This window comes from Azospirillum baldaniorum, from assembly GCF_003119195.2.
GTDB lineage: Bacteria > Pseudomonadota > Alphaproteobacteria > Azospirillales > Azospirillaceae > Azospirillum > Azospirillum baldaniorum.
This window is the reverse complement of record NZ_CP022253.1, coordinates 1,334,724-1,354,833: the sequence shown is the minus strand read 5'-3', so window position 1 is coordinate 1,354,833 and position 20,110 is coordinate 1,334,724. Positions and strand designations below refer to the sequence as shown.

Sequence of the window (20,110 nt, the reverse complement as noted above, 5' to 3'; positions counted from 1 at the left end):
ACGAAGTTACGCGGCGACCGGCTCGTTGGCGGCCTTGGCCGGGGTGGCGGCGGGCTGGACCACGCCCTGCGGGGCCGGCAGCGGCGCCGGGCGCGGGGTGCCGGCGGGCAGCATGTCGCCGATCGCGAGGCCCACGGCCATCAGGTTGGGCACGGCCATCGCGGTCAGCAGGATCGCCCACAGCTCCAGCGACAGGGTGCCCAGCGGGTTGGCGAACCACGCCGTCACCGCGGAGACCAGCAGCGCACCCGACAGCCAGGCTTCCGGCTTGGCGCAGAAGGCGCCCTGGGTCCGCTTGCCGCCCTTGGCGGTGACGCGGAAGGCATCGCGCTTGCGGACCACGCCGCGCAGAGCGGCCAGCGCCACCGTGGTGGACAGCGCCATGCCCACGGCACAGGCCCCGAAGCTCTCCTTCCACGAGTTGCCGGAGGCGTAGCGCGAGGCCAGCAGGCTCGACCCGGCGCGCAGGACCAGGGCGCCCAACACCGCGGCGGTGGCCTGCACCGGCGGCAGGTGCAGCGGCAGAACCAGCGACGCGAAGGTCCAGGTGACCGCCGCGCCGGCGGCCAGCACACCCACCGCGTCGGACCACCAGCGCGCCCAGTTGGTCAGGTAGCCGATCTTCTGGCCGACCGTCAGCTCCGTGGCGCCGGGCAGGAACTTCCGCCAGTGGGCGCGCAGGATCTGGGTGGAGCCGAAGACCCAGCGGTCGCGCTGCTTGCGGAACTGCATGAAGTTGTCGGGGGCGAGGCCCTGGCCCAGCCGCTCGTCGGTGTAGGCGGCGCGGTAGCCGGCCGACAGGATGCGGATGCCCAGCTCGGTGTCCTCGCAGATGCCCTCCTCCGACCAGCCGCCGACCTGCTCCATGGCGGAGCGGCGCAGCATGATCATCGTGCCGTGGCAGACGAAGGCCTGGGAGGTCAGACCCTCCTGCATGCCGACGTCGAAGAAGGGGCGGTACTCGGCGGTCATGGCGGCCTTCAGCGGCGTCTCATGGCCGTCGCGGTGCTCCTGCGGCGCCTGAACGATGCCGACGCGCGGGTCGGCGAAGGTCGGGGCCAGCTTGTTCAGCCAGTCCGGCTCCACCGTGTAGTCGGCGTCGAGCACGGCGACGATCTCGGCGCGCGGGTCGGTGTGGCGCAGCGCGGCGTTCAGCGCGCCGGCCTTGAAGCCGCTGATCGTCTTGTACCAGTGGAACTTGAACTTCGGACCCAGCTCGGCGCACAGCTCCTCGACCGGGCGGACCAGCGCCTCATCCTCGGTGTTGTTGATGAGGACGACGACCTCGTAGTCCGGGTAGTCGACACGGGCCAGTGAGGTCAGCGTGGCGGCCAGCACGTCCGGCTGCTCGCGGCAGGCGGCGATGTGCACCGACACCATCGGCTTGTGCTCCGGCGCCGCGGGAACCCGCGGCAGCAGGGCCGGGGCGCGGCCGGTGAACAGGCGGCGGGCCACCTCGGTCAGGTCGGCGAAGGCCACCGACATCATCAGGGCGCCCAGCAGGAAGGCGGAGCCCCAGGTGGTCGCCGCACCGAAGGTGAAGTATTCGGCGTAGGCACCGGCGACGGCCGAGCCGACGCCGAAGCCGACGATGTTGGCGCCCACCGACGCGGCCAGCGCGTAGGTCATGTTGGTGCGGCGGCGGAAGGCGGCGAAGGCCGACAAAGCGAGGCCGAGGGCCAGCGCCACGGCGGCGCCCGCACGGTCGCCCCAGGGGGCCGGGACGTCGCCGGCCAGCGGCCATTTCGGCGCGCGGTCGGCGTCGAGCACGCCCCAGGTCGGGCCCGGCGAGCCTTCGATGCTGGACTTCCACACGCCGTCGAACGCCTCGACCACGTTGTAGTCGATGCCGAGCATCCCCGCCTCGGCGGCGAAGTTGCGGACGACGAAGGCCTGGGCCTGCGGCGTCGGGTAGGCGTCGTGGAAGTTCTCGCCGCCCGACGGCCAGCCCACCTCTCCGACGAACAGCGGCTTGCCCGGATGCGCCTTGCGCACGGTGTCCAGCCGGTCGCGGATCCAGGTCAGCGCGTTCTCCACGGGGACGCCTTCCCAGTAGGGCAGGACGTGGACGCCCATGTAGTCGGACGCCGCGATGGTCTCCTTGGCCTTGACGATCTCCGACCACACGTCGGCGGTGCCGACCTTGATGTGCTTCGGCACGCCGGCGCGGACGCGGCGGATGTAGGAGGCCAGCTCCGCGTCGGTCAGTTCGGCGCGCAGCAGCGTCTCGTTGCCGACCACCACGCGCTCGATGCCGCGCACGGTGCGGGACAGCACGATGGCGCGGGCGACCTCGCGCTCGTTGCGGGCCTTGTCGTCGCTCAGCCAGACGCCCAGCGTGACGTCCAGGCCATGCTTGGCGGCGATGGCCGGGACGTCGCCCTGGGAGCCCAGCGTGGAATAGGTGCGCACACCGTCGGCGAAGCCGGCGATGGCGGTCATGTCGCGGTCCAGTTCCACCGCATCGACCACCGGCTGGTGGTTCGGGTCGTAGCTGCGGCCCGACGGGGAGTAGGAGACGGATTCGATGCGACCCGGCACGGCGTCCACAGGAGTGGGCGCGTTGCGCCAGGACCAGAAGGACGCGTGGCCGGCAGTCACGGCGAGCATCGCCGCGGCCAAGGCCGCAGACCGGATCGAACGCTTCGGGTTGCTCATGTGGGGATTTCGCAAGCCTGGGTAGGATGGGTGGCGGGCGCCACCGGACACACAGACGAACGTGCGCTGCAAAAAACTATTCCCGCGCCCGCGTCGAATTTTTTTGGGTGGCCGCCCGGATTACCAAATTGGGAACGGCCGCCGTCCCGCTCCTGTTGGCATCACCAACCGCAACGACCGGAGACGACGAAATGACCGGCAAAAAGGTCGATGTGACCGCGCTGGAGGAAACGATGGACGAGGTGGTCGAAACCCTCGACCTCGCCGAACAGGCCGCCGGCTATGTCCGGAAGGAAAGCACCGACCCCATGGACCAGGCCCGCGCCGCCGCCGTGCAGAAGCAGGCCGAAGCCATGCTCGACGCCGCCGAGCAGGCCGCCTCCGGTGGCGAACGGCCACAGCGCAGCAACCCCTCCCCCCTGCCGGGCATGCGCCGCCCGCCGCTGGTGAATTGAACCTACTGGAAACTTTGCCCCCACCCTAACCCTCCCCCGCTGTCGCAGGGGAGGGAACTTTTACTCCCTCCCCCGCCCAGCGGGGGAGGGCCGGGGTGGGGGCAAGGGGCGACTACGCTCCTTCCGCCGACGCCCCACCCGCCATCCGCTTCTGCCCCTCCGGACACAGCTCCAGCAGAACGCACCGCTCGCAGGCCGGGTTGCGGTAGAAGCAGACCCGCTGCCCGTGCAGCATCATCACCTCGTGATGATCGTAGATCTCCTGGGCCGTCCAGTCCGGGGGAAGCCGCGCCTCCAGAATGGTGTGCGACGGGCCGACCGCCACGCTGGGTGGAATCAGCCCGGTGCGCACGGCGACGCGATGATGGTGGCTGTCCACCGGCAAGGCGGGGCGGCGCAGGCTGCTGAAGCTCATCACCGCGGCGCTGGTCTTCGGGCCGACGCCGGGAAGCGCCTGCAGCCAGGCCCGCGCCTCCGGCACCGTCATCTCCGCCAGGAAATCAAGGGAAAGCTCGCCGCGCAACTCGGTGATCCGCCGCAGGATCGCCTGGATGCGCGGCGCCTTCTGCTCCGGCCACGTCACCCCGGCGATGACCGTCTCGACCTCCGCCGGGTCCGCGTCGCGCACAGCGGCCCAATCCTCCCCCCAGCGTGCCCGCAAAGCGCGGAAGGCCGCGCCGGAGGCCGCGTTGCGCGTGCGGTGCGACAGCAGCGAGGACACCAGTTCGCTCAGCGGGTCGAGCGCGCGGAAATAGGCGATCGGGCAGCCGAAGATCAGGCAGAGCCGGCGGTGGATCTCCAGCAGCTTCTCGTCGGGCAAAGCCGCAGGCAACAAGGCGAAAGACGCCTGATCGTCGTTGGCCTTGAGACGGCGCTTCACGGGGCCGTCACACCGCCCGACCGGCCGCCCTCCGGAAGCATCAGCCCCTCGTCCGCCGCCATGGCGCGGGCGCGGGGGTCGGCCTGCACGGCGCGGGCGGTGCTGCGGGCACGGTCCTGCACCCGCCGGAAGGCCCGGATCAAGGCCTGGGCCTCCGCCCGCTCCTGCTCGTCGCGCCGCGACTCCGCGGCTTCCGACGCGGCGATCTTGCCGGCGGTGGACCGCTGCGTCTCGCTGTAGCCGAACAGACCGGGCTCCCAACGCTTCAGGTTGGCGTAGGCCAGGGCGCGGGCGGTGCCGTCCAACCCCTGCCCCTCCTCCCAGGCGGCGCGGGCGGCGTGCAGCTCGTCGGCCAGTACCCGCTGGGGCGGGCGCGGTGGTGGCGGTGGCGGCTGATGCAGCCGGGTGCGCGCCGCCTTCAGGGCGGCCACGCGGTCCGGATCGTCACGCCAACGGCGGGCGTCCGCGGCGGCGTCGCGCCACGCGCCGATGAGCCGTTCCGGATCGGGTGCGGTGTCCCGCTTCGTCGATGCCATGGCCCTCCCCGTTGCAAGGGAAACGAACGCAATGCTTTCGTCGTCAAGGATCTATGCCATGGCGCCGCAAAGGCCAGACCGGGAAGGGCGGTAATCCCGAGGGTGCGGTCAGTCCGCCGCCCTACCCAGCAGATAGTCGATGTCTCCGCCTTCAAGGGCACTGATGAGACCGCTGCCCTCGATGGTTGCGTCGGACAGGTTTCCTTTGCGCCGTTGCAAGTCGAGGATGCGCTCCTCCACCGTGTCGGCGGCGATCAGCTTGTAGACGAAGACCGGCTTGTCCTGCCCGATTCGGTAGGCGCGGTCGGTCGCCTGATCCTCCGCCGCCGGGTTCCACCACGGATCGTAGTGGATCACCGTGTCCGCCGCCGTCAGGTTCAGGCCGCGTCCGCCCGCCTTCAGGCTGATGAGGAAGACCGGCACCTCGCGGTTCTGGAAGCGATTGACCGGCTCGGCGCGGTCCAGCGTGCGCCCGGTCAACTCGACATAGCCGATCTTCGCCTCCTCCAGCCGCAGCTTGATGAGGTCGAGCATGGAGGTGAACTGCGAGAAGATCAGGATGCGCCGGCCTTCCGGCACCATCTCCAGCACCATGTCGGTCAGGGCGTCGAGCTTCGCGGTCTCCTTCACCTTGCCGGCGGCGGGGATCTTGACCAGACGCGGGTCGCAGCAGACCTGCCGCAGCTTCAGAAGCGCGTCGATGATGGTGATGGCGTTGCGCGACACGCCGCTGACCGCCAGCGCCGCCCGCACCGTCTCGTTCACCGACAGGCGGATGGTCTCGTAGAGGTCGCGCTGCGCCGGCTCCAGGTCGATGCGCACCACCACCTCGGTCTTCGGCGGCAGCTCCTTGGCCACCGCCTCCTTGGTGCGGCGCAGCAGGAAGGGGCGGATGCGGCGCATCAGCTGCTTGGCGCGGGTGCCGTCGGCGCGCTTCTCGATGGGGGTGCGGTAACGGCGCCCGAACTCCTTGCGGTCGCCGAGCAGGCCGGGCATCAGGAAGGCGAACTGGCTCCACAGCTCGCCGAGATTGTTCTCCACCGGTGTGCCGGACAGGCAGAGCCGGTTGCGGGCGTTCAGCGCGCAGACGGCGCGGGTCGCCTTGCTGTCCGGATTCTTGATGGCCTGCGCCTCGTCGAGGATCAGCAGATGCCAGTCCCGGCGCTTCAGCACCTCGACGTCGCGGCCGACCACGCCGTAGGTGGTCACCACGATGTGGGCGCGGTCGAGGTCGCCCAGCTTCTCGTGCCGGTCCAGACCGTGCAGCACGACCACCCGCAGATGCGGCGTGAAGCGCTGCGCCTCGGCCACCCAGTTGGGGACGAGGCTGGTCGGCACGACGACGAGGCAGGGGTCGGTCAGCCGGCCCTCCTTCTCCTCCATGGCGATGTGGGCCAGCGTCTGGGCGGTCTTGCCCAAGCCCATGTCGTCGGCCAGGATGCCGGCCACCCGGTTGGCCCGCAGCCCCTGCATCCAGGCGAGGCCGACGCGCTGGTAATCGCGCAGCGTGCCCTGGAAGCCCGGCGGCGGGTCCATCTCCGCCGGCATCTCCTGCTCCTGGATGGTGCGCAGGTAGCGGTCGATCTGACCGGTGTCCTCCGTCCGGCGAGCGATCAGGTCGTCGATGTCCAGCAGGCCGTCGGCCTCGGTCAGGGGCACCTTCAGCGTGTCGTCGAGCCGCCGCCCGCTGTCGAGCATGGATTCCAGGACGCTCATCAGCCGTTCGACCCGCTCCGCCGGCAGGGCCAGCACGTTGCCGTCGTCCAGCACCAGATGGGCGCGCCCGTCGATGACGCGCGTCGCCTCCATGCCGCCGCGTTCGATCAGCGTCGCCAGGATGGGCAGCAGGGCGCGGCGTTCCCCGTCGATCTCCACGCCGACGTCGAGGTCGAACCAGCCGTCGCCGGAATCGCGCACGGCGACCGCCACCTCCTCGTTGGCCTCAACGACGCGGGTGCCGAAGTCGGCGCCAATCTCGACGGTCCAGCCGTCCTTGCGCAGGGCCGGCACCTCGGTCTTCAGAAAGGCCGACCAGCGCTCCTCGGCGTCCTTGCCGGTCAGCCAGTGGACGCGGGTGCCGCGGGCGTTCAATTGGCCCTTGGGCGGCTCGATGCGCGCCTGGGCGAAGCCGAAGGCGGCCAGCCTTTCCAGCGCCCCTTGCTCCAGCGCCTTGTCGCGGCGGACGAAGACCGCCCCGGCGGGTTCCTCGACGCGGGCGAACTGGCGCTGGTCGTCGGGCTCGATCTCCGAGGGGGAGTCGTCCTCGCCATAGTCGAAGGCCAGCCGCAGCACGTCCACCAGACCGCCGTCCGGCGACACCACCCGGCCCAGCCGGGCGACGACGCGCGGGTCGCGCTCGACGATGGTCGCGGCGGGATCGGAGCCCATGCGCACGCCACCGGGCATGCCCGCGGCGAAGGCGGAGGCCGCCGGGAAGTCCGGGCGCTCAGGCGCGGGCCGGGACGGCGCCGGCCGGCCTAGGGCCTTTAGGGGCGCCGCCTTCAGGGCCGCCGTCTTCGGCGGAGCCGCCTTCACGGCGGGCGGAGCGACCGCGGCCTTGGGTTTCGGCACCTCGACGACCTGCAGTTCCACGGGACAGACGGTGCCGGCCTTCGGATCGACGCACCAGTAGCCCAGTCCCTTGATCAGCGCGGCGCCGGGCGGCAGGCCGGTCGGGCGCAGCTTGCGCGTCGCCGGGTCGCGGAAGGCGCGGATGGTCATCCCCGCCCCCTCCGCCAGCATCGTGCCGCCGCGCCAGCGCAGCCGCCCGCAGCCGAGCAGCCGACGCAGGATGCGGTCCACCACGTCGCCGCGGCTCTTGGCGACCGGCGTGCGCACCACCCCGCCGCCGCCGAGCAGCCGGGCGATGGCGCGGTCCACGTCGCCGTCCAGGCTGCGCGGTGCGCGGGCCAGCACGTCGCGCGGGCTGGCCGGGGTGGACACGTCGTCGCCCTCCCCCGCCCCTTCCACCGCGATCACGGCGGAGACGAACATGGCCGCCTCGTCCTTGCCCGGCTCCAGGGTCCAGCGGACGCTGAGCACCGGATCGGGCGGCGGTGGGGGCACCGGTTCCGGGACCGGCGGCGGCGCGGGGGCCGCATCAGGAACCGCCTGGAGCGCTGGCGGCTCCTCCGCCGGATGGGCCGCCGGGGGCGCGTCGAACAGGGACATCTGCCGCCCTTCCGGACGGGCGTCCAGCGTCATCAGCGCCGCCGCGGCCATGTGGGCGCAAGTGTTCCGCCCGCAGGTGCAGCTCTTGTCGAAGACCACCCGGCTGCGCCCGCGCACCGGGACGACCGTCACCGACAGCGTCCGGCCGAGGTCGGTCACCGTGGCGGCGATCCGCGCCTCCGCCTCCAGAAGCGTCACCGCCCCGGTCAGGATGAGCGTGCGCCCGCGCTGCAGCGTCTTCGCATCGAAGACGCGCGCCAGATCCTCCTGCGAAAAGGAGACCGTCGCGCTGGCGGTGGCGGCGGCGCGTGGAAGGGAACCGAACAGCGACATGGGCCGGAAGGGATACCGAAAAAGGCAGAACGGGTCAGGAACGGGGGCGTCGGTATAAGCCCACACCATGCCCCGTCGCAAGCCCGCTCTCAACCCTCAACCGACACCGCAAGGCAAACATTCCGGTTGCCAAGTCCAGGGAAGACCAACCCTGGACGGTCGCTGCATCCGGCAAGGAAAACAGCGGCTACAGCCGTTCCAGGAAACTGTTCAGCGGCGGCATCGGACCGCAGACCGGAGATTCCTCACGGAGCAGATAGGCGAAATGCTTCAGCATCGGCTCGGCGTTGGTGCGGTCGCCGAGCGCGTAGGTGGCGACGCCGAACAGAACGACCAGGGCGAGGACCAGCGGGCTGAGGTTCAGGCGCGACGGGGTCATCCGGTTGAAGCTCTGCGCGAAGGCCGCCACCGCCAGCCCGCCAAGGATGAGTCCGACCACCACCTCCGTCACCGAATGGTAACGCAGCAGGATGCGCGAGGCCGCCACCCCCACCACCAGGCCAAGGGCGCCGAGGACCACCACACCACGCCGCCAGCCGTCCAGCGAGCGCGCCGCCATCACCCCGACCGCCCCGTAGACGGCGGCGGCGAGCGCGGCGTGGCCGCTGGGGCTGGTCAGCCGGTCGTCGAACAGGCGAATGCCGCAGGCGTGGCCCAGGATCTTCAGAAGCGCCACCGAGCCCATCAGCATGGCCAGCACGGCCAGCCAGCGCGCCGCCGAGACCGCCGAATGGCGGCGCCACAGCATCACGATCAGGATGCCCGCCACCGGCAGCACGAAGGACGTGCTGCCGAGAAGCGAGATCGCCTTGTTGACGTGCCAGAGGTTCAGATGTCCCACGGTCCTCGCCGCTCCCTTTCCATTCAGCGCATGCGAACGAGCATGCCGTCCCGGTAGTTCCAGGCCGCCGTGCTCTTTCCGTCGGACGCCGGCAGCGAAACGGTCAATGTCCGGTCCGCCTGCTCCACCTTCGGCGCGTCGCTGCAGGTCCCGAACGGCAGCGAGACGGAGGCCTTGGTCCCGCCGAGGTCGAGCACGCGGAAGCGCGCGGCGCATTTGCCGTCCACGCTCTCCTGAAGCAGCACCAGCCAGCGCCCTTCCATGTTGTAGGCGTTCACGAAGGACAGGGTGCGCCCCTCGCGGTCCTCGTAGACGACGCGGTCGTTGACGGTCACCTGGATGACCTTCGGGCCGAGTTCGACCATCTGGACGACCTCGTTGCCGATGGCCGCGGACACCAGCACCGCGGCGTTGGACCGGTCGTCCGCCGCCTGCGCCGTCCCAACTGCCGCCGTGCCGGTCGCCGCCATCACGGAAAGCGCCATCAGCGAACCCACCGGCCCCATAGCGGCGCGGCTCAGAAACGTCATGCCCATAGCTGTTCTCGAATGCCCTTCTGGCTGGTCGTCACCACGCCAAGGTAAGCCCAACCGCCGCCATTCTGTAGTCCGTCAAAGGGCTGACATCCGCTTGCCGGAAAAATTTCACGGGCCGGACGATTTTGGTTGCCTTCCGGTCACGGCCCGATTAAAAACCGCGCCACCGCAGACGACGGCCTCGCCGACGCCGCGGCAGAGAGAAGCGCCCGTAGCTCAGCTGGATAGAGCACCAGACTACGAATCTGGGGGTCAGGAGTTCGAATCTCTTCGGGCGCGCCACTCTCCTCTTCCCATACAAATCCCCATGACGCTTCGCTGAACGCGGTTGGATCAGGTGATCCGGCGGCGTTATTGTCATTTTCGGCGTTCGCTGCGCCCACCGCCGCGGGCGTGCCGAGCGGGAGGAAGCCATCATGATGGGATCACGGACAGCCACGCCGCTGGCGAAGCGGGACCTGCCGGCCCTCGCGGCTCTTCTCGCCATGGAAGGCTTGCCGAACCAGGACATCGCCGAGGCCGGGCGGCGCTTCTGGCGCGTGGACGCCCCCGATGGGCTCCTGGGGTACGGCGGCTTGGAGATTTATGGGCCCGACGGGCTGCTCCGCTCGGTCGTCCTGCCGCCGGAGCGCCGCCGCAAGGGCGAAGGCTGTACGGTCGTGGACGCGATCTCCAAAGAGGCCGTGGCGCTTGGCCTGGAGCGGTTGTGGCTGTTGACCATCGGTGCCGCCGGCTTCTTCGAACGCATCGGCTTCACGCGCGCGGAGCGCGGCGACGCGCCTCCGGCCATCCGCGCCAGCGCGCAATTCGCCGGGCTGTGCCCCGGCAGCGCCGTCTGCCTGCGCCGCGACCTCGCCTCGACCACAGCGGGAATGGACGGTCGCAGAAAGCTGTAGGGAAATGGTGGGCCCGGCCGGATTCGAACCGACGACAACACCGTTATGAGCGGCGCGTTCTAACCGCTGAACTACAGGCCCCCACCGAGGGATGCCGAATGTGCCCAGAACCGGAAGCTTATGCAACCCCGTTCGACAGAGGCCAAAGCCCAAAATGAAAACAGGGGACCCGAAGGTCCCCCGCTTTTCATACGATCGCAGTCCGTATCGAGCCTGCCCCGGAACCTCAGGTGTCCAGGAAGCTGCGCAGCTTGCGCGACCGCGACGGGTGCTTCAGCTTGCGCAGGGCCTTCGCCTCGATCTGGCGAATGCGCTCGCGCGTCACGTTGAACTGCTGGCCGACCTCTTCCAGCGTGTGGTCGGTGTTCATGCCGATGCCGAAGCGCATGCGCAGCACACGCTCCTCGCGCGGCGTCAGCGAGGCCAGGACGCGGGTCGTCGTCTCGCGCAGGTTCGCCTGGATGGCGGCGTCGAGCGGCAGGACCGCGTTCTTGTCCTCGATGAAGTCGCCGAGATGCGAATCCTCCTCGTCGCCGATCGGCGTTTCGAGGGAGATCGGCTCCTTGGCGATCTTCAGGACCTTGCGGACCTTCTCCAGCGGCATCATCAGGCGTTCCGCCAGCTCCTCCGGGGTCGGCTCGCGGCCGATCTCGTGCAGCATCTGACGGCTGGTGCGGACCAGCTTGTTGATCGTCTCGATCATGTGGACCGGGATGCGGATGGTCCGCGCCTGGTCGGCGATCGAGCGGGTGATCGCCTGACGGATCCACCACGTCGCGTAGGTCGAGAACTTGTAGCCGCGCCGGTACTCGAACTTGTCCACCGCCTTCATCAGGCCGATGTTGCCCTCCTGGATCAGGTCCAGGAACTGCAGGCCGCGGTTCGTGTACTTCTTCGCGATGGAGATCACGAGGCGCAGGTTGGCCTCGACCATCTCCTTCTTCGCGCGGCTCGCTTCCTTCTCGCCCTTCTGGACGGTGGAGACGATGCGGCGGAATTCGCTGATCGGCAGCTTGGCCTCATCCGAGATGCTCGACACGCCGTCGCGCGTCTTGCGGATGTCGGCCTCGTACTTGTCGTAGAACTTGCCCCAGGTCTTGGGGTTCAGGCCGCGGATGCGCTCCAGCCAGTTCGGGTCGAGTTCGTGCCCGAAATAGTGGTTGAGGAAGTCCTCGCGCTTCACGCGGCAGTCGGTCGCCATGCGCAGCAGCTTGCCTTCGAAGCCGGTCAGCTTGCGGTTCAGGGCGTAGAGCTGCTCGACAAGCTGCTCGATGCGCTGGTTGTTCAGGCGCACCGTGTTCATCAGCTCGACCATCTCGGTCTTGAGCTTGTCGTACTTCTTGTCCGACTGCTTGGCCACGTCCTCGCCGCGCTGGATGGCCGCGATGCGGCCTTCGTGCAGCTTGTGCAGCTTGTCGTAGGTGGTCTTGATCTTCTCGAAGGTCTCGATGACCTGCGGCTTCAGCGCGGCTTCCATGGCCGACAGGGACAGGCTGTTGTCGCCGTCCTCGTCGCCTTCCTCCTCGCTTTCGCCCTCGGGACGCGGCGGACGCTCCTCCTCGGTCTCCTCCGTGGCGGCTTCCACCGGCTCGGCCAGACCTTCGGGGATCTCCTCACCGTCCGGACCGCCGCCATAGGTGGCGTCCAGGTCGATGATGTCGCGCAGCAGCATCTTCCCTTCCATGAGGGCGTCGTGCCACTCGAGGATGGCGCGGATGGTCAGCGGCGATTCGCAGATCGCCCCGATCATCATCTCGCGCCCGGCCTCGATGCGCTTGGCGATGGCGATTTCGCCCTCGCGGGACAGCAGCTCGACCGAGCCCATCTCGCGCAGATACATGCGCACGGGGTCGTCGGTGCGGCCGATGTCGTCATCGTCCAGATTGCCGGCGGACCGGCCTTCGCCCTCGCCGTCGGCGTTGGCGTTGCCTTCCGAGTCCTGCTCTTCCGATTCGACGATGTTGATGCCCATCTCGGAGAGCATGGCCATCGTGTCTTCGATCTGCTCGGAAGACGACGTATCCTGCGGCAGGGCAGCGTTCAGCTCGTCATAGGTGACGTAGCCACGCTCCTTGCCGCGGGCGATCATCTTCTTGACGGCAAGACCCATGCCGTCCATGAGCGGGCCGTCGCCGGCCTCGTCCCGGGCTTCGGAAACTTCAACGCTGTTCGCAGCTTTCGTGGCCATGCGATCGATGCCCCCGCATTACCCCATTATAAAAACCCATAGCACGCATCGCAGCGGCCCCCCGCTGTCGATCCGCACCTGCTTAAACCGGTTGTGAACCGTTCCGGACCTTGTCCGGACAGACCCCTCCGGGTCTCATTCCCTCCGGCCCTTCCCTTCCGCACCACGCCCGGCGGCGCTGGCCGCTAGGCATCGTCGAGATCCTCGTCATCCGTCATACCCATTCCGGACCTGATGACCTCCTGTTGAAGGGCCACGACCCGCGCGAAGTTCGCCTCGCTGTTGTCACGGGCCAAAGCCGCCTCCGCTTCTCTCAAATCGGCCATCACCTGCCTGTGATGCAGGTGATGCCATGTCGGCCACCACCCCCGTTTCGCGTCCAAGGAGGATGCGTCCGGGCGTGCAAAGCCGGCATGGACATAGGTCGACTCGCTGAGCAGAGAGCGGACAATGGTATCATAGCCGGCGGAAGACAAGTGGCGACAAAGCGATGCGGCGTCAAGTCCCGAGTCGTTTTCTCGCCGTTCAGCAAGCAATCCGATGACCGCTTGGCGCAATTCCTCCAATTCCCGGTCGGGAAACGGCAGCATGCCCAGCGATTCGCCCAACTCATCAAACAACTCGGGATGATTGATGATCACGGCGAGCAGAACGCGCTCCCGCGCAGCGGCCAGATTGCCGGGGTTGCGGCGGCGGTGGCCGGGCGGCGGCGCGGTGCGCAGACCCGGCAGGCCCGGCGTGTGCCGGCGCGTCTGCTGGCCGAAGCGCCCGCCCCCCTGCCCCCCGCCTTGCCAGGAGCCGCCCGGAACCCAGGGGCCGCGCTCGTTGCGCTGGCGCGGCGGCGGGGCGAAGGCCTCGTCGACGCGGCGGCGCATCTCGGTGCGGTAGAAGGACTGCACGTCGCGGTCGGCGATCTGGCCGACCCGGGCGTCCAGCGCCGCCTTCACCGCCGCCTTCGATTCGGGAGTGTCGGTGGGCTTGCCCTCGGTCTCCATGCGCCAGACCGCCTCGGACAGCGGAATGGCCTCGCCCAGCACCTCCTGCATGGCGCGGGGGCCGTGCAGACGGATCAGGCTGTCGGGGTCCTCCCCCTCCGGCAGGAAGGCGACGCGGGCGGAATGGCCGGGGGCGAGGTGCGGCAGGATGCGCTCCACCGCGCGCCACGCCGCCCGCCGCCCCGCGTTGTCGCCGTCAAAGCAGAGGAACGGCACCTTTTCCGCGTCGGGGATCAGCTTCCACAGCTCCTGGACCTGCGTCTCGGTCAGGGCGGTGCCGAGCGGCGCCACCGCACCCTCGAAGCCGGCGCGGACCAGCGCGATGACGTCCATGTAGCCTTCGGCGACGATCACCGGCTTGCCGTCCGCCGCCGCCTGCCGCGCCCGCGACAGGCCATACAGCAAAGTTCCTTTGTGGAACAGCGGCGTGTCGGCGGTGTTGACGTATTTCGGGCCGTCGCCTTCCAGGATGCGCCCGCCGAAGGCGACCACCCGGCCGCGCCGGTCGGTCACCGGGAAGATCACCCGGTTGCGGAAGAAGCTGTAGGGCGTGCGCCCGTCCTCCGGCCGCTTCAGCAGGCCGGCGGTCACCATGTCCTCTTCCGAGAAGCCCTGCTTCAGAAGCTGGCTGCGCAGCGCGCCGGAATCGCCGGGGGCGAAGCCCAGGCGGAACCGCGCCATGCCGTCGGTGTCCAGCCCGCGGCGCTGGAAATACTCCAGTCCGGCCCGGCCCGCGGGGGCGTAGAGCTGCTGCTCGAACCAGCGGGCGGCCTGCTCCACCAGATCGTGCAGCGTCTTGCGCCGCTCGTAGCGCTGCTTGTCCTCCTCGGTGGCCCGGGGGACCGGCAGCCCCGCCTCGCCGGCCAGCGCTTCCACCGCCTCCGGGAAGGCGAGGTTGTCGTGGCGCATGACGAAGCCGATGATGTCGCCGTGCGCCCCGCAGCCGAAGCAATGGAAGAAGCCCTTCTGGTCGTTGACGTAGAAGGAGGGCGACTTCTCGTTGTGGAAGGGGCACGGCGCCTTGTACTCGCGGCCGGCGCGGATCAGGCGCAGGCGCTTGCCCACCACGTCCGACAAAGCGAGACGGGTGCGCAGCTCCTCCAGGAATTGGGGCGGAAAGGCCATGGGCGGGCGGCCCCCGTGCTAGATCGGAAACCGCAAGATCAGCAGGCCGAAAGCTGCTGCTTCACGGTGCCGCTGACCTTGGCGAAGTCCATCTGGCCGGCGTAGCGGGTCTTCAGCTCCGCCATCACCTTGCCCATGTCCTTGATGCAGGTGGCGCCGATCTCGTCCACCACCGTCTTCACGGCGGCGGCCACCTCCTCCTCCGACATCTGCTTGGGCAGGAAGCCCTCGATGATGGTGATCTCCTCGCGCTCCTGCTCGGCCAGCTCCAGGCGGCCGCCCTGCTCGTACAGCTTGATCGACTCGCCGCGCTGCTTGATCATCGTCTGCAGCATGGAGAGGATCTCGGCCTCGTCGATGCCGTCGGTGACACCGCGCGAGCGTGCCGCGATGTCCCGGTCCTTCAGCGCGGCCAGGATCAGGCGCACGGTCGAGACGGCGCGCTGGTTCTTGGCGAGCATCGCCTGCTTCAAAGCCTCGTTCAGGCGCGTGCGCAGCATTGCGTGTGTCCTTCGTGTTCGTCAGGTGTGTTCGTCAGGTCGAAACGATCAACGGCCGCCCGGCAGCATCCGCACCGTCCCCATCCGTGGGATGGCGCACGGGAGACGCGGCGTGAACCGGCAATATTCCTAAATTTGCGCCGGATTGCCACGTCAATTCCGAAGAGCCCCTTCCCACCCCCCGCCAGCGCATTCCACAACCACTCCAACGGCCAAGCCCCACCGGTGAAGCACGGCGATTATGCAAACGCGCCGCTGGAAATCGGGGTACCAATCGTCATATACGGTTGACCGGCTCACCCGTCCCGACTAATCGATCCAGGCTCAGACACCCGAACCGCAAGGAACCGGGATGGCGGGGCACGGACCGACGACGACGCGTGCGCCCAGCGGGGCGGGACGCGGCGCCGACGTTCCGCGAAGCAGGAATATGTGGCCCGCGGCGGCTCTTGATAAGGTCTGAAGGATGGCTCAATCGACTCTCCCGGCGGGCGATGCCGGCGCTTACACCGGTGTCCTGGTTCTGGCCGACGGCACCGTCTTCAAGGGCCGAGGCATCGGTGCGGTGGGGGATTCGGTGGGCGAGGTGTGCTTCAACACCTCGATGACCGGCTATCAGGAAATCCTGACCGACCCCAGCTACGCCGGGCAGATCATCACCTTCACCTTCCCCCACATCGGCAACACCGGCGCCAACCCGGAGGACATCGAGACGGTGACCCCCGCCGCGCGCGGCCTGATCCTGCGCGCCGATGTCACCGACCCGTCGAACTGGCGCGCCACCCGCCATCTCGACGACTGGCTGAAGAGCTACGGGCTGGTCGGTCTGGCCGGGGTGGACACCCGCCGCCTGACCCGCCGCATCCGCGACCTGGGCGCGCCGAACGGCGTCGTCGCCCACGCGCCGGACGGCAAGTTCGACCTCGACGCGCTGGTTGCCAAGGCCAAGGGCTGGCCGGGGCTGGAGGGCATGGACCTCGCCAAGGATGTCTCCTGCCGCCAGACCTACGGCTGGGATGAGGGCGCCTGGACGCTCGGCGCCGGCTACGCCACGCAGGAGAGCCCGCGCTTCCACGTCGTGGCGATCGATTTCGGCGCCAAGCGCAACATCCTGCGCTGCCTCGCCGCGGCCGGCTGCAAGGTGACCGTGGTTCCGGGCACCGCCACCGTCGAGGACGTGATGCGCCACAAGCCGGACGGCGTCTTCCTGTCGAACGGCCCCGGCGACCCCGCGGCCACCGGCGAATACGCCGTGCCGACGATCAAGGGCCTGCTGGACACCGGCCTGCCGATGTTCGGCATCTGCCTGGGCCACCAGATGCTGTCGCTGGCGCTGGGCGCCAAGACGAAGAAGATGCCGCTGGGTCATCGCGGCGCCAACCATCCGGTGAAGGATCTGGCCTCCGGCCGGGTGGAGATCACCAGCCAGAACCACGGCTTCGTGGTGATGGAGGAGACCCTGCCCGCCGACGCCGAGGTGACCCACGTCAGCCTGTTCGATGGCACCAACGAGGGCATCCGGCTGAAGAACAAGCCGGTCTTCTCGGTGCAGTACCACCCGGAAGCCTCGCCCGGCCCGCAGGACAGCCACTATCTGTTCGACCGCTTCGTGGCGCTGATGGACGGCAAGCAGCCGGCCTGACGCCCGACGGACGCACCGACCGATGACGGAAAGGGAGCCGCTTGCGGCTCCTTTTTCTTTTCATGCACGCCATCCGCGCGGGACCTTCGCCCTCCCTGCCCTCTTCGCCGGCGCCAGCCCCAATCGATCGAATGAATTAGCCGGATTTCCACCCCCTTCGATAAAAACCCTGCTCCGTCAAAGGTGTGTCCTTTGCTGCCGGACTCTGCGATGGTTACGGGCGCGTCCATTGCTATGCATACCGGAGCATGACATCCCTTGCCTGTGCACGCTCAGGATGACAACGCACCCGCCGTGAACGACGGCGTGGCGGGCGATGATCAGCCCCAAGCCAGCGGCCTGTCGCTCCGCACCGGGCTGGTGCTGCTGGTCATGGCGGCGCTGCTGCCGATGCTGGGCTTCGCCGGCTGGACGGTCTTCCGCATGGCCGAGACGCAGAGCGCCGCGATTGAGCGATCCGGCCGGGATCTGGCGCGGACGCTGGCCGTCGCCGTGGACCGCGAACTCATGGCGATGGAGACGGCGCTCCAGGTTCTGACCACCTCCCCCCACCTGGAAAAGGGCGATCTCGCCGCCTTCCACCGGCAGGCGACCGAGGTGCTTCAGCACAAGGGCAGCCGGCGCGAGGGCGTCCACATCGTGCTGAGCAACGCCCAGGGCCAACAACTGATCAACACGCGCCGCCCGTTCGGCGAACCGCTTCCCCGTGCCGCGGTGACCGGCCTGATCCGGCGGACGGCGGACAGCGGCCAGACCCAGATCTCCGAAATCTTCACGGGCGCCGTCGCCCAGCGCCCCCTGGTCGCCGTCGCGCTGCCGATCACGCGGAACGGACCTTCGGAGCGCGTGCTGACCATGAGCATCCCGACCGAGACGTTCATCGAGGTGCTGCGCCAGCAGGGCCTCCCGGAGGGCTGGATCGCCGCCCTGTGGGACCGGCAGGGCGTCGTCATCACCCGCACCGCCTCGCACGACACCTTCACCGGCACGCCGATTTCGGCGGACGTGTTCCGCCGGACCGCCTCGACCAGTTTCGGCTCCTTCGACATCGTGGCGCGGGACGGCACGCCGCTGTTCAACGCCTTCGCCCGGTCGGAGCTGTCGGGCTGGACCGTCGCCGTCGGGGTCCCGCAGGCGCTGATCGCCGAGCCCATGCGCCGCTCGGTCACGCTGGTGTTATGCGGCGGCGGCATCCTGCTGCTCGTCAGCCTGGCGATGGCGCTGGTGGTCGGGCGGCGCATCGCCGATCCGGTCGCCGCGCTGGCCGGCTCCGCCCTGGCGCTGGGGCGGGACGGCCCGCACGCCGCGCTGATGATGACCGCCCCCGCGCCGATCCGCGAGGTCAACGCGGTGGCCGGCGCGCTGAACCGGGCGGCCCGCCGCCTGCGCGACAGCGAGGCGCAGCAGCGGCTGGTCATGGAGGTGGTCGGGCTGGGCGTCTGGCGCTTCGACATGCGCAGCCGCCGGTTCCACGGCTCGGACCACACCGCGGCTCTCCTGGGCGTGCCGGTGCTCGACGGCGCCTCGGTCGAATCCTGGATTCGCAACGTCGCGGCGGATCACCGCAACGCCATCCGCGCCGCCCTCTTCCGCGACGACCCGTCGAAGGGCGAGTTGGAGGCGGAATTCCCCGTCGGGTCGCCCGACGGGCAGGTGCGCTGGCTGGCCATGCGCGGGTCCTGCCTGACCGACCCGGACGGCACCACCCGCGCCGTCGGCATTCTGGAGGACGTGACGGAGCGGCGGCGCGCCCATGAGATGCAGCTGGGCGAGCTGGTGGACCGCCACGCCTCCGACCGCCGCCTGTTCGCCGCGATCATCGAAAGCTCCACCGACCTGATCGTCGCGGTGGATCAGGAGCTTCGCTACATCCTGTTCAACGGCGCCTACCAGCGGGAGGTCGAGGCGCTGTACGGCCACCGCCCGGCCATCGGCCAGCGCCTGCTGGAGATGATGGAGCATCTGCCCACCGCGCAGGTCACCACGGAATCCCTGTGGAGCCGCGCGCTGGGCGGAGAGCGCTTCACCATCGTGGAGGAGCTGGGCGACCCCACGTTGCAGCGCAAGCGCTACGAGCTGGCCTTCGGCACCATCCTGGATTCCAGCGGGCGGCGCATCGGCGCCTATCACGTCGCCCGCGACGTCGAGGAGCGGGAGCGCACCGGCCAAGCCCTGCGCGAGATCGAGGAGACGCTGCACCAAGCCCGCAAGATGGAGGCCATCGGCCAGCTCACCGGCGGCATCGCCCACGACTTCAACAACCTGCTCCAGGCCATCGGCACCTCGCTCTATCTGCTGCGCGCCGCGGGGGAAAGCGGCGGAGCCAGCCATCCTCAGGCCCTCGACATGGCGGAGAAGGCGGTGGAGCGCGGCGCCACCCTGACCCAGCATCTCCTGGCCTTCTCCCGCCGGCAGCGGCTGGAGCCGAAGACGGTCGACGTCGGCGCCCTGGTCACCGGCATGGGGGGGCTTCTGGAACGCACGCTGGGCGGCACCACGCGCATCGTGACGGAGACGGACCCCAGCCTGTGGCCGGCGCGGGTCGACCCGAACCAGCTCGAAATGGCCATCCTCAACCTCGCCATCAACGCGCGGGACGCCATGACGGCGGGCGGCACCCTGACCATCCGCACCGGCAATTGCCCGGACGACATGGAGGGACGGCCGCTCGACCTCGCCGCCGGGGACTGCGTGTCCATCGCCGTCGCCGACACCGGCAGCGGGATGAGCGAGGAGACGGCGGCCCGCGCCTTCGAGCCCTTCTTCACGACGAAGGGCGTCGGGCACGGCACCGGCTTGGGCCTGTCGATGGTGCACGGTCTGGCCGCGCAGTCCGGCGGGACGGTGGTCCTGACCACCCGTCTGGGCGCCGGCACGACGGTGACGCTCTATCTGCCGCGGGCCGACGCCGAGGAGGACGCCGCCCCGGACGCCGCGCTTCCCGCCGCCGTCCAGTCCCCGCCCCGCCCCGCCACCATCCTGCTGGTGGAGGACGAGGCGCTGGTTCGCATGGCGACCGCGACGGTTCTGGAACACGCCGGTTTCCGCATCATGGAGGCGTCCAGCGGCCCCGACGCGCTGGACGCCTTCGCCCGCGAACCGGAGGTGGACCTCGTGCTGACCGATTACGCGATGCCCGGCATGACGGGGTTGGAACTGGTGCGGGAGTTGCGCGCCCGGCGCCCCGGCCTGCCGGTCCTGATGGTCACCGGCTATGCGGAGATCCAGCGGGCCTCGGCGCTGGACGGGCTGCCCATCCTGCAAAAGCCCTATCAGGCCGACGAGCTGGTCGCGCGCATCCGCGCCGCCCTGCCTGCGGCGCCTCCCGGCTGACGGCCGCCGCCCACTCGGACG

The 20,110-nt window shown here is 69.5% G+C and carries 13 protein-coding genes and 2 tRNA genes; 5 read left to right on the top strand and 10 right to left on the bottom strand.

The annotated features are described in order from the left end of the window. Positions 1-6: 6 nt before the first annotated feature. A complete protein-coding gene (locus tag Sp245p_RS06355; protein ID WP_014240909.1) occupies positions 7-2,658 on the bottom strand; it encodes a glycosyltransferase in 2,652 nt (883 codons plus the stop codon). 191 nt (positions 2,659-2,849) lie between these two features. Here Sp245p_RS06355 and Sp245p_RS06350 point away from each other — a divergent pair, with 191 nt between their 5' ends. Then, positions 2,850-3,113 carry a hypothetical protein gene (locus Sp245p_RS06350; protein ID WP_014240910.1) on the top strand — a complete coding sequence of 88 codons (264 nt, stop codon included), beginning with the start codon at positions 2,850-2,852 and terminating at the stop codon, positions 3,111-3,113. Positions 3,114-3,225: 112 nt separating this feature from the next. Here Sp245p_RS06350 and Sp245p_RS06345 read toward each other — a convergent pair whose 3' ends face one another. The 5 genes from Sp245p_RS06345 to Sp245p_RS34825 form a co-directional block, all read right to left on the bottom strand. After that, positions 3,226-3,993: an endonuclease III domain-containing protein gene (locus tag Sp245p_RS06345; RefSeq protein WP_246119772.1), complete on the bottom strand. Its 768-nt coding sequence runs from the start codon at positions 3,991-3,993 to the stop codon at positions 3,226-3,228. Next, positions 3,990-4,529, bottom strand: coding sequence for a hypothetical protein (locus tag Sp245p_RS06340; protein WP_014240913.1), 540 nt, complete (start codon positions 4,527-4,529; stop codon positions 3,990-3,992). Before Sp245p_RS06340 ends, Sp245p_RS06345 begins: the two co-directional genes overlap by 4 nt. Positions 4,530-4,637: 108 nt before the next feature. Continuing rightward, positions 4,638-8,033: a DEAD/DEAH box helicase gene (locus Sp245p_RS06335; protein WP_109138410.1), complete on the bottom strand. Its 3,396-nt coding sequence runs from the start codon at positions 8,031-8,033 to the stop codon at positions 4,638-4,640. Between the two features lie 187 nt (positions 8,034-8,220). After that, on the bottom strand, positions 8,221-8,874 hold the full coding sequence (locus tag Sp245p_RS06330; RefSeq protein WP_014240914.1) for a phosphatase PAP2 family protein: 654 nt from the start codon (positions 8,872-8,874) through the stop codon (positions 8,221-8,223). Positions 8,875-8,897: 23 nt separating this feature from the next. After that, positions 8,898-9,404, bottom strand: coding sequence for a hypothetical protein (locus Sp245p_RS34825; protein WP_014240915.1), 507 nt, complete (start codon positions 9,402-9,404; stop codon positions 8,898-8,900). A gap of 211 nt (positions 9,405-9,615) precedes the next feature. Here Sp245p_RS34825 and Sp245p_RS06325 point away from each other — a divergent pair. After that, positions 9,616-9,692, top strand: a tRNA-Arg gene (locus Sp245p_RS06325). A 134-nt stretch (positions 9,693-9,826) separates the two neighbouring features. Then, positions 9,827-10,306, top strand: a complete 480-nt coding sequence (arsN2, locus tag Sp245p_RS06320) for an arsenic resistance N-acetyltransferase ArsN2 (protein WP_014240916.1) — start codon at positions 9,827-9,829, stop codon at positions 10,304-10,306. Between the two features lie 5 nt (positions 10,307-10,311). On the opposite strand, the gene Sp245p_RS06315 is transcribed toward arsN2, so the two are convergent. From Sp245p_RS06315 to Sp245p_RS06300, 4 genes are all read right to left on the bottom strand, one after another. Next, positions 10,312-10,387, bottom strand: a tRNA-Ile gene (locus Sp245p_RS06315). A gap of 145 nt (positions 10,388-10,532) precedes the next feature. Then, entirely contained in the window at positions 10,533-12,494 is a 1,962-nt protein-coding gene (rpoD, locus tag Sp245p_RS06310) for an RNA polymerase sigma factor RpoD (RefSeq protein ID WP_014240917.1), read from the bottom strand. A 185-nt stretch (positions 12,495-12,679) separates the two neighbouring features. Further along, a complete protein-coding gene (gene dnaG, locus Sp245p_RS06305) occupies positions 12,680-14,614 on the bottom strand; it encodes a DNA primase (protein ID WP_014240918.1) in 1,935 nt (644 codons plus the stop codon). A gap of 38 nt (positions 14,615-14,652) precedes the next feature. Beyond that, positions 14,653-15,114 (bottom strand): GatB/YqeY domain-containing protein, encoded by a 462-nt coding sequence (locus Sp245p_RS06300; protein WP_014240919.1) that lies wholly within the window; start codon positions 15,112-15,114, stop codon positions 14,653-14,655. A 466-nt stretch (positions 15,115-15,580) separates the two neighbouring features. Between Sp245p_RS06300 and carA the strand changes: the two genes are divergently transcribed. Both carA and Sp245p_RS06290 read left to right on the top strand, forming a co-directional pair. Then, positions 15,581-16,756: a glutamine-hydrolyzing carbamoyl-phosphate synthase small subunit gene (gene carA / locus Sp245p_RS06295; RefSeq protein WP_014240921.1), complete on the top strand. Its 1,176-nt coding sequence runs from the start codon at positions 15,581-15,583 to the stop codon at positions 16,754-16,756. Positions 16,757-17,020: 264 nt separating this feature from the next. Then, positions 17,021-20,089 (top strand): response regulator, encoded by a 3,069-nt coding sequence (locus tag Sp245p_RS06290; RefSeq protein ID WP_246119776.1) that lies wholly within the window; start codon positions 17,021-17,023, stop codon positions 20,087-20,089. Positions 20,090-20,110: the final 21 nt, after the last annotated feature.

What these genes read in the sequence shown, in the direction of transcription:
- arsN2 (WP_014240916.1), top strand. Translation starts at nt 9,827, where the DNA reads ATGATGGGATCACGGACAGCCACGCCGCTGGCGAAGCGGGACCTGCCG.
- Sp245p_RS06355 (WP_014240909.1), bottom strand. Translation starts at nt 2,658, where the DNA reads ATGAGCAACCCGAAGCGTTCGATCCGGTCTGCGGCCTTGGCCGCGGCG.
- Sp245p_RS06335 (WP_109138410.1), bottom strand. Translation starts at nt 8,033, where the DNA reads ATGTCGCTGTTCGGTTCCCTTCCACGCGCCGCCGCCACCGCCAGCGCG.
- Sp245p_RS06300 (WP_014240919.1), bottom strand. Translation starts at nt 15,114, where the DNA reads ATGCTGCGCACGCGCCTGAACGAGGCTTTGAAGCAGGCGATGCTCGCC.
- Sp245p_RS06340 (WP_014240913.1), bottom strand. Translation starts at nt 4,529, where the DNA reads ATGGCATCGACGAAGCGGGACACCGCACCCGATCCGGAACGGCTCATC.
- Sp245p_RS34825 (WP_014240915.1), bottom strand. Translation starts at nt 9,404, where the DNA reads ATGACGTTTCTGAGCCGCGCCGCTATGGGGCCGGTGGGTTCGCTGATG.
- rpoD (WP_014240917.1), bottom strand. Translation starts at nt 12,494, where the DNA reads ATGGCCACGAAAGCTGCGAACAGCGTTGAAGTTTCCGAAGCCCGGGAC.
- carA (WP_014240921.1), top strand. Translation starts at nt 15,581, where the DNA reads ATGGCTCAATCGACTCTCCCGGCGGGCGATGCCGGCGCTTACACCGGT.
- Sp245p_RS06350 (WP_014240910.1), top strand. Translation starts at nt 2,850, where the DNA reads ATGACCGGCAAAAAGGTCGATGTGACCGCGCTGGAGGAAACGATGGAC.
- dnaG (WP_014240918.1), bottom strand. Translation starts at nt 14,614, where the DNA reads ATGGCCTTTCCGCCCCAATTCCTGGAGGAGCTGCGCACCCGTCTCGCT.